The organism is Allocoleopsis sp. (assembly GCF_036703385.1).
In the GTDB taxonomy this organism is placed as follows: domain Bacteria; phylum Cyanobacteriota; class Cyanobacteriia; order Cyanobacteriales; family Coleofasciculaceae; genus Allocoleopsis.
This window is the reverse complement of sequence record NZ_DATNPA010000381.1, coordinates 1-6,900: the sequence shown is the minus strand read 5'-3', so window position 1 is coordinate 6,900 and position 6,900 is coordinate 1. Positions and strand designations below refer to the sequence as shown.

Annotated in this window: 6 protein-coding genes; 2 read left to right on the top strand and 4 right to left on the bottom strand. The window is 44.9% G+C overall.

Annotated elements, in window-relative coordinates; genetic code table 11:
* Positions 1 to 38 precede the first annotated feature (38 nt).
* A complete protein-coding gene (locus V6C93_RS19020) occupies positions 39 to 1,031 on the bottom strand; it encodes an RNA ligase (RefSeq protein ID WP_333478238.1) in 993 nt (330 codons plus the stop codon).
* 235 nt (positions 1,032 to 1,266) lie between these two features.
* Here V6C93_RS19020 and V6C93_RS19015 point away from each other — a divergent pair, with 235 nt between their 5' ends.
* Both V6C93_RS19015 and V6C93_RS19010 read left to right on the top strand, forming a co-directional pair.
* A complete protein-coding gene (locus tag V6C93_RS19015; RefSeq protein WP_333478237.1) occupies positions 1,267 to 2,151 on the top strand; it encodes a GIY-YIG nuclease family protein in 885 nt (294 codons plus the stop codon).
* A gap of 216 nt (positions 2,152 to 2,367) precedes the next feature.
* The gene (locus tag V6C93_RS19010) at positions 2,368 to 3,276 is read left to right on the top strand and encodes a cyanophycinase (RefSeq protein ID WP_349262765.1); all 909 of its coding nucleotides are present in this window, start codon (positions 2,368 to 2,370) and stop codon (positions 3,274 to 3,276) included.
* Between the two features lie 205 nt (positions 3,277 to 3,481).
* Here V6C93_RS19010 and V6C93_RS19005 read toward each other — a convergent pair whose 3' ends face one another.
* The 3 genes from V6C93_RS19005 to V6C93_RS18995 form a co-directional block, all read right to left on the bottom strand.
* Positions 3,482 to 4,087 (bottom strand): HPP family protein, encoded by a 606-nt coding sequence (locus tag V6C93_RS19005; RefSeq protein WP_333478235.1) that lies wholly within the window; start codon positions 4,085 to 4,087, stop codon positions 3,482 to 3,484.
* A gap of 439 nt (positions 4,088 to 4,526) precedes the next feature.
* A complete protein-coding gene (locus V6C93_RS19000) occupies positions 4,527 to 5,546 on the bottom strand; it encodes an L-histidine N(alpha)-methyltransferase (RefSeq protein WP_333478234.1) in 1,020 nt (339 codons plus the stop codon).
* A gap of 25 nt (positions 5,547 to 5,571) precedes the next feature.
* Positions 5,572 to 6,900: penicillin-binding transpeptidase domain-containing protein (locus V6C93_RS18995; RefSeq protein ID WP_333478233.1), on the bottom strand; the 1,329-nt coding region annotated here is incomplete at its 5' end.

Here is a 6,900-nt window from a genome sequence, read left to right as displayed (position 1 = left end):
TATAAAACTTACCGAATATACGAAAAGGCTCTTTAAACTTAGACAAGGTTATAGTACTTGGATAACCAGAACCAGTAATGATGTGCGATCGCATCTTGCTGTTGTGCAACAACCTCCTCCCCATACTCTTTGCCCATCCCTTCAACCAGCGCCGCTAAGGACACCTCTTCACCCTGATCAACCCGTTTCCACAGGGAGTGAAACACTGTGATGGGCAGAATCTTCGTCCTAGCAAGGCGATGATACTCTTCCATCGACGGCGGCTTAAACTTCCACTGCAATCCCCTAGACTGAGTTTCCACGTTGAGGACAACCCCCTCATAGCGATACAGTCCCAGTTGCGGGTTATTTTCGTTCTCTTGTTGAGTCACCAATTTCTGGCTAACTTGCAACAGGGTATCTTCCGTTAACTGCGGTGGCACAACCCGCGCCAATTCCTCAACGGTAGGAATATTATTCGCTTTAGCAACTTGTTTTACAAATCGCCAAGGCTGTAGAGAATTACGCCCTTTAATCATCGTATGCAGCGAGAGAGTCAAGCTGGAATCATACTGCACCGTATGTTGATTATTGGCTCCCCATAACTCAAAAACCAACGTAGCATTTTGCTGCTGGCATACTGTAGCGATACGTTGGTGCAATTCCTTGCCTAATGCCTGTTCAACCAAACTCCGCAGGGGTCGCCACTTGGTATTTTGAATGACTACCATTCCCCTCGTGCGAGGAAATACAACAACCTCGCCATCCGGAAGCAGGAGTGGCGAAAACAAAATCGCTGTTCCATCCATTTTTAGGGTAAAGGTGGCTGCAAGTGATTTGGTGGGTAGGATGAACGGATGGCTGAGGGTTGTGGTGTAGGGAATTTCAGACATTCCCGGCAAAATTTGGTGGCTTGGGATGTCGTTAATCGTGAGAACTTCCACTTCGCCAGGAAAGACACCTCGCTTCAGATGAATACGACCTTGGAGGGTGTAGACTTTGCCTTTATGGTTCAGGGAGGCTTTGAAACTGCGCCAGCTAGTTTTACTCATGTTGCCTCCTAAGCCTCGGTTTAAAATACTACATATACTACAAGCGTCAGCTTTCGGGTTACGGAAACATACCCAGGACTACCAACTGTTACGTAAGTTCTGAATAGGGGAGATGTCTATTGAGACTTAGGAACATTTTTTTACCAATGGATAATAAATGTTGACCCTATATAGCGCTGGAAGTTAACTTAGGATTGATTTAATTCTCAAAACTCGAAGCCTTCAAAGATTAATAATGGAGTGGAAAGAGTGGTCAAATCTTCCCTTAACTCAGCGAACTCAGCTCCCTAGTTATCCTGGAATCTACGTTATAACAGATTTAGCCGAACAAGTTTGGTATGTTGGGAAATCGGCAAACCTAAACAATCGCTGGAGAGGAAAGGGACATCACAGATACCCTCAACTGAGTCGAACCAATAAGAAAAAGTCTTTCCAAATTTACTGGAAATCTTTCCCCCTTGAGCAGTTGAATGAGTGGGAACAGCACTACATTAACCTACTCAACCCACATTTAAACGGGACTAAAGTTAAATCTTATATCCGAAAAAAAGCTCAACCTACTTCTGAGTTGAAAAGGATTTTTCAGGTTATAAACAAGAGTACTACACTTTTTCCCTCTGTTAGGTCTGTTGTTCTTGGTTACTACAAAGAACTAGACGAAGGGGAGGTGAAGGAGTATACAGTTCTAGTCGTGTTAGTTAACATCAATGATCATGACAAAATCATCCTCGGTTCTGCCATGCGCTCTCAGAAAAAGCAAGGTAGACACCTCAAAGATTACTGGAAGGAATATGTTTGTGATTGTGGACTAGATGAGTCACTGTATAGCCCAGTAACTCTCTTAGTATTTAAGATAGATGACTATGTTTACGAATTTGTCTGCTGCGATGAGCTTAGAGAATCACTAAAAAAAACTCCTTCTAAGCTTTATCAGGTAGACCTATTTAATCAGTCCGTAACAGCGCTTAGGAGTCCAGACACGATTACAGAAATTCCTACTAATACTTATCATCTTCCTAATTCTGACGGTCGCCTACGGCTCCATACAAACGACTACCTCAATTACCGTGTTCCTATACTTCAACATGTTGATCAGTTTTTAGAAACTTTTTGCACTTAAGTTAATACCGATGAGCTCTAAAGCGCTACTACAAACTGGGGCGATCGCGTGAGACGATTCAAGTATTGCAGTTAATCTAGGGGGCAAGGTATGGCAAGTTCTTTAAGAAGGTTCCGTTTACCCATACTCAAAAATACGGTGGTCATGTTTTGGGCGATCGCAGTTGCCCTATTGGTAAGCATGGCTGTCTTAACGTTCCCTGCCGAAGCGAAGGTCATGCGCTATTTACAGGGAAATGCCGCTGATGTCAATCCTCGATTAACTGGCCCAGCGTTTGACTTGGGTGGGGGTGGCATTGATGTGGATGAAGCGCTGCAATGGATGATCGACCAAGTGAGGGGATGTACGGACTGTTCTACCAAGGTCGATGTTGTGGTGATTCGGTCTTCTGGTGGGGCGGGGTACAATGAGGCAATCTCTGCCATGAACGGCGTAGATTCGGCGGAAACCCTTGTTATCCCAACGCGAGAGGACGCCAGCCGTGCCGATGTTGCGGACACAATTCGCAATGCCGAGGTCGTCTTCTTTGCAGGCGGTGACCAGTGCGAATACACGCGGAACTTTAGGAGAACAGGAGTTGAGACGGCCTTAAAGTCTGTCTATGCCAAGGGAGGTGGAATTGGTGGAACAAGTGCAGGGACGATGATTCAAAGTGAGTTTGTCTACAACGCTTGCTCCAACGCGGTTGAGTCTCGCGATGCACTGGAAGACCCCTATGAAGACATCCTTTTTACGTATGACTTGTTCAAATGGGGAAATATGCAAGGAACGATCGCAGACACCCACTTCGATAAACGCGATCGCATGGGTCGCACCATGACTTTTATCGCCCGACAGATTCGAGATGGCATAGCAGATAGTGCGCTTGCGATCGCAGTCAATGAGGGGACATCAGTGGTTGTGGATAAAAATGGTTTAGCACGAGTGATGGGAAAAGGGCCAGCTTACTTCGTCTTGGGCGACCACCTGCCAGAAGTTTGCGAACCCCAAACCCCCCTGACTTTTTCCGACTACAAGATTTGGAGAGTTAGGAATGGTGATACCTTTGACCTGAAAAACAAACCCCAAACTGGCTACTATCTCAGGAGCGTGAACAATGGGAAAATTGACTCAGCTCCCTACTAATTAAGGATTTTAGTCCACTTTAGTGGACTTGAGCTATTAGCCAAGAACTTAAGTTCTTGGCGGGTTATCACGCTGGTTGAGAATGGTGCAAGATGTTAGTTAAAACAGATTTAACGGCTGAAACGACCATGTAACCAGTAATGAACCTTCTGCCCTCTGCCCTGGAGCCTACTCCTGCGGAGAACGCTGCGCGAACTGCCTTTTGCTATAACCAATGGCTTGGATAAGTCCTCTCTTCTGCCAGATTATTGAACACCACAGCACAGAGTACCAGAATCAAAGAACCTTCCAAGGCAGGAGTTAGCAAGAAATGCCAGGAAGCCTTTGTCATCATCACAACTAACGCAACTGCTCCCGAAGGGGGATGCACAGTGCCAGTGAACTGCATCATCCCAATAGCCGTCGCTACTGCCAGTCCCATCGCCCAAGGTGACGCACCGAAAAGATGCAGAATAGTCAGGCTGACTAGAGCCGCTACGAGATTACCACCAATCACATTACGGGGTTGAGCTAAAGGACTGTCAGGGACGCCAAAGATTAATACGCTAGTCGCACCAAAGGGAGCCATCAGTAGGGGAGTATGGGTTTTCGTGCTTAGGTAAGCCGTTGCTGCTATGGCTATGAAACTACCGAACCAACTCCAAAAGATATGTCGATGATGAGGTCGATTTATAGGACAGGTTAGAGGACATGAACTCCACCTTCCCCGTATCTTGAACCAGTAATTCTCCCATTTCAACTGAACCTTTTTGTAATTGAACCTGGGTAGATAGGTGTAGTTAGTCCACTTTTTGGGTAAATATCCTTTCATAAATCTCTACAACAACGACAAATAGAGAGTCGGCTTGGTGATGGTTTAAATTGAAAAACTAGGGGCAGCAAGATAATGTCATCGATTCATGACATCTAGTTTTAACCATATCTATTTAGCTTTATGAATAAAAGTTAAAATAGATATAAATACCTAATCAGATTGATAAGATAAGCTGATGTATGATATCCGGCAAATCACCCATAATATGTGATAGGCATGTAGTGAGAAATGCGAGTTCTCTCGGAGTAAGCGCTGAAGCGCTCACTACAAACATATATTCAGGCTAATCAACTGGACATCGTAATGAATAGGCAGAGAGCGATCGCAAACATGCACGTTGCTTAGTGCGATTGCCCCCAAGGAGCAGCGCAAAGCGATCGCAGAGATTACGCTATACCCGGATTCAGAATGGATAGATTATTTCTGCCAAGGGGGTCTAGTTACTAGCTACCTGACAAATCACCATCATATTGGATAAGTATTTATCAGTCTTGTAGTGAACGAGTTGTAGTCCAGCTCGTTCTATTTCTTGTTGGAGTTCAGGTAGTTCATACTTATGCTGTCTCCAAATCGTAATTTCTTCACCTTCAGAGATTTGAAGACTCTTATCAATTCCACTAACCTTGAAATTTATCCTATAGTCCTGACCAAGTTTAATATTTGCAACTATGCTATTTGTTTTGTCATCATACTTTCTCACCAGTTCGCAATCTTCAGAGCTAAGCCCAATATCTTTCTGAATCCATGCATAGACTTCATCAACATGATACTTGAATCCACCTCTGGCTATTCCATCCCATTGAGAGCTAGAACCAATTTCATTGGTGAAGACTAGTAAATCATGCTTCCCCATACTATTCCTAAAGTTTTTGAGGACTTGGATTCTATCGTGATGGTTGCCCATTGTTACACCTAAGTGTAAAATCATTTTGGCTGTATCGTCAGTTCCAAGGTTGGTCTGGTTGTCCAAGGGGATTGGAGGCAAACAACTATTTTCGATATCAATGGTGTAACTGATAAACTCGATAGTGGGAAACCATTTAGTAAAATTTTTTCGAGATAAATCCAGTAATTCTTCGCTGATATCTAAAGCAATATATTTATTAACTTTACCCAATTTATGAAGCCTTGAGATAAATCGTTTGACGGGATATGAGTTTCCTGCTCCTACATCTACAATATTAATTTTTTCGCAACCTTGAAAGTGGCAATTCAGGTATTCAAAATTATCTCTTAGAAGGTCAATTTCACAACTGGATGTTCGATACCATTTAGGGACAATATGTTTGAGATAAAAATTATCCCATTTTTTTGCACCTGTACCTTTGTAAGAATACTTTAGCGGGATTTCTCGTCTGACTTGTAAGGCATGAACTATCCCTAAAACTTCTTCCTCAGAAAAAATAGAGTAGAACTCAGAACTTGGCTGTGCGGTGTGATGGATAGGAGTTGCCATTAATGTTTTGTTGCAGAACCTGCGATCACCTTTGCTGGTGACCCTTTGGGGCAATCGAAAACCCCCGACGGGTGGCTCGATTCTCTGCTAACTGTACCTGAAAACTCACGCGATCGCTCATTTCACCGCTTCTGGCTTCCAATGTCCAGTTGCCAGGGCGAAGTTGCCAGAAGACAGAATTTGCTGAATCCGTGACTAACTTTTGACCATTGAGCCACCACTCCACAGGTTGGCTGGGTGTTGCAGCAAGTTTGAACTCTAACCTTTGGGCAGCAACCGATTCTGCTAGGTACAATAGGAAAAAATCGCCGTTGCGAGGAGACACAATCTTAAGCTGACTAGCCGCTAGGGGCAAATCCCTTGCCTGCGGGAACGTCTGCGGCAAATAGGATTGCATCGCTTCACGCGGTTGCATCGCCAACCATTCATTATATTCCTCCGGCAAATTCAGGCGATACTGTGCGGGTTGCCCATCACTTCCTTGAGACACCACTTGATAGAACGTATCTGACGTGCGATCGTATTCGCCTAAGTCTTCTGGGTAGAAGTATTCCTGCACAACTGAAGGACAAGCCGGAGTTGGGCGCATTCCAGAAAGAGCACACACCGGTCGTTGCACTAAACCGGAGGGAGGGGAAAAGGCGGCAGGTTCTTGATGTTCGTGTAGGTGTAGCATAATCCGATTCCAGAGTGGGGCGGCACCCGTGACTCCGGAAACTTGTCGCATCGGTTCGCCATCAAAATTACCCACCCAAGTCGCAACGGTATAATCGGTTGTAAATCCCACCGTCCAAGTGTCGCGAAAATTGGAGGAGGTGCCCGTTTTAACCGCAACTGGAAAGGGTAAATTCAGCACTGAATCAACACCAAAAGCTTTAGCACGGGCATGAGAATCACTCAGCATATCCGTAATTAGCGCCCAACTCGAAGCTGTGCCAATTGACTGTTTAGGATTATTCTCCTTTTGATTTCCCCCCTTTGTCAGGAAGGTTTGGGGTGAACTTATCTGAGTAACAAGCGATGTGACTTGTCCTTGGTTTGCCAGGATGAGATAAGCGTGAGCGAGTTCCCAAAGACTCACTTCACCACTGCCCAGTGTTAATCCCAAACCGTAATAATCTGGGGAATGAGTTAAGTGTGCAAAGCCCAGTTGATGCAGACGGTCTAAAAATGTTGGCACACAGACCTTTTCCAGTACACGCACGGCTGGAATATTCAGGGAATTTGCCAAAGCAACCCGAACCCGTACCGGTCCTTGAAAGGTTTCGGTGTAATCCGCAGGACTGTACAGTTTAGCCCCAGGAATCGCATAACGGGTTGGGACATCAGCTAAGACGGTATTGGGGCGAATAAT